The organism is Roseburia sp. AF15-21 (assembly GCF_003479505.1).
In the GTDB taxonomy this organism is placed as follows: domain Bacteria; phylum Bacillota; class Clostridia; order Lachnospirales; family Lachnospiraceae; genus Roseburia_C; species Roseburia_C amylophila.
Genome location: NZ_QUHG01000025.1, coordinates 1 through 2,569, shown reverse-complemented (window position 1 = coordinate 2,569; position 2,569 = coordinate 1). Strand labels below are relative to the sequence as shown.

The following is a 2,569-nucleotide window of genomic DNA, read 5'->3' as shown; positions in this document are numbered from 1 at the left end:
GACAAACTGTTAAGGAAACAATCGGAGTTGGTGTAAACGAAAAAGCAGCCTTGAGTTCTGATAAAAACTGCCCTTTCGTTTACATCAATTTCGATTTTACCTTGGTGAACAAAGTCGCGTCCCTTTAGCCGATAGCTATGGGGATTCAATCGTTGCTCTTTTCCTTAAGTTTATCATACCGGATGTTTTGGTAAAAGTTTTTTTATTCAAGAAATCAATTTCAGGCATGACAAACAAACCTCCTATGAGGAAGTCATTTATTCTATGCAATTGTAGATCTTAACATCTCATATGTGCACGAAAAGAAGAACTGTATTTATCTTTGCGGGGTGATACCATATTCCCTCCACAAGAAGAACATTTGCATACATCGATGTGATATAAAACCCTTATCATTTCTACTGCATTTAGATTTTTTAATGTAGAAATGTATTTCTTACATCCAAGCAGGTTTCTGCAATGAGTTATCTTTTTTCTCTTGTTTCTACATGATAGCAGACCATAGTGCCGGATTCTGACAAATCGTTTGGGAGGAACATGCATCATGAATCGACGGATGAATTCTTCTCCTGAAATTGTTTTCTCTTTCCAGCAGCCTTCGTTTTTATAGTCTTTTACTACATATGTAACTGTCGTATCTGTCATGGATTTGATTCGATGATTACTGATTGCTATCCTGTGGGTATATTTTCCAAGATAATTGATAACCGACTGTGCACCATTGAAAGTTTCTTTACAGTAAGTGACCCAGTTCTTTTCATAACACTTATCAAGAAGTTCTTTAAAACGATAGCTGTTCTGATATTTCTCTGCTGTACCATGAAATTTAAGCTTAGAATCATTCCACAGGCTTTTTAACTCATCCAGATATTTTCCACGGAACACTTTCGAGATAACACCATATGGGAGAAAAAATTTTCCACCTGTTTCTTTCCATTTATTTTCATCATCAAGCCCACCTCCAAGAACAATGGTATGAATATGAGGATGATAATTCATTGCAGAACCCCAGGTATGAAGAATGCAGATATACCCTATATTAGCTCCCAGGTACTTTGCGTCTTTTGCCAATTCATTCAAGGTTGCTGAGGCAGCACGATACAGTGCATCATACAACAGCTTCTGGTTGCTGTAAATGATGGAATTCAATTCCTCAGGAACTGTGAATACTACATGATAATAGGGTGCATCAAGTACGTTCTCTTTTTGTGCATCAATCCATTTCTCTTTCGGAAACTCCTGGCACATGGGACAGCATCTGCTTCTGCAGGAGTTATTATGAATGCTGATACATCCGCAGTCCTCACAAACACTGATGTTTACACCAAAAGCGCCTGTTTTACAGTTCATGATATGATAAGCTGTTTTTCTATGATGAGCAGGAGGGCTATTCCTCTTTTCATAAGAAGGATAAAACCGTTCAAATACATCTTGTATCGTACATGATTTCTCCATAATCATTCACCGCCCATCTCATCAAATGGACTCCTGATTCCAAGCAGAGTTTTATTGCTTACATGCAGATAAACCTCTGTTGATTTTGGATCACGATGTCCCAGAAGCGCTTGAATATATTTTACATCACAGCCGGATTCAAACAGATGACTTGCAAAGCTGTGACGTAAACAATGCGTGGAGACGTGTTTCTGAATGCCTGCTCTTTTGGCACTTTCACGAAAAAACTGAATGACACTATCTTTTGTAAGATAATCCCCTGTCCATGAACTTGGGAACAAAATCCCTCTTGGTCTGCCACATTGAAACCAGTATTCTGTCAATATTTCGAGCGTCCGGTCTGCAAGCAAAGTATAACGATCAGAGCGACTTTTCCCATCACGGATGTGTATGGTTTTTTTCGTGCGTGAAATATCATCATAATGAAGATGTGTGACTTCTGAAACACGAAGTCCGCCTGAATACATAGTAGCAATCATAGCTTTGTGCTTCAGATTTGGCGTAGCATCAAGAATAGCTGATATTTCTGTTTTTGTAAGCACCGTTGGTAACTTTCTGTCCCTTTTCATACGAGGTATGTCATCATCATCCCAATTCTTCTTCAATATTTTTTTGTAAAAGAAGCGGATTCCTGAATGGTAGTGATTGTATGTTTCTGGTGAAATCCCGGAAAGTTTCTTTTCAGTTAGGAATATATCAACATCGTCAGTTGTTAATGCATCTATATCCTTGGCTGTGTGGTTCAAAAAATGAGCAACACTGGTACAGTATGCATGAATCGTGGAATCCTTGAGATTCCGTTTATTCGCAGCAGATTGAATCTGATTAAAAATTTCTTCGTACATAATAAAATCCTCCATGTAAAATCAGTAGTTAATGAAAAACCCTGCTTACATGGAGGTGCATTAGCATAATAAAACCGCTTGTCAGAAAAGCGGTCAAATGGTATTCTTTTCATAGGCAGTGGTGTCTTTCTTTATTGAATTGTTTTGTGTGGTAACTTTACAATATCAAATACTGGTAAGAATTGCCATTGCCTATTTTATTATTGAGAAAAAGAAAGCTGCGCCACAGCCTTGGCAGGCCATCGCGCAGCGATTTTGTTCAACTTGAA

Annotated in this window: 2 protein-coding genes; both read right to left on the bottom strand. The window is 38.1% G+C overall.

What is annotated here, in order from left to right:
* Window positions 1-279: 279 nt before the first annotated feature.
* A complete protein-coding gene (locus tag DWW33_RS15470) occupies window positions 280-1,455 on the bottom strand; it encodes an IS91 family transposase (RefSeq protein ID WP_330419840.1) in 1,176 nt (391 codons plus the stop codon).
* 2 nt (window positions 1,456-1,457) lie between these two features.
* Window positions 1,458-2,300 (bottom strand): tyrosine-type recombinase/integrase, encoded by an 843-nt coding sequence (locus DWW33_RS15465; protein WP_015515804.1) that lies wholly within the window; start codon window positions 2,298-2,300, stop codon window positions 1,458-1,460.
* Window positions 2,301-2,569: the final 269 nt, after the last annotated feature.

What these genes read in the sequence shown, in the direction of transcription:
- DWW33_RS15470 (WP_330419840.1), bottom strand. Translation starts at nt 1,455, where the DNA reads ATGGAGAAATCATGTACGATACAAGATGTATTTGAACGGTTTTATCCT.
- DWW33_RS15465 (WP_015515804.1), bottom strand. Translation starts at nt 2,300, where the DNA reads ATGTACGAAGAAATTTTTAATCAGATTCAATCTGCTGCGAATAAACGG.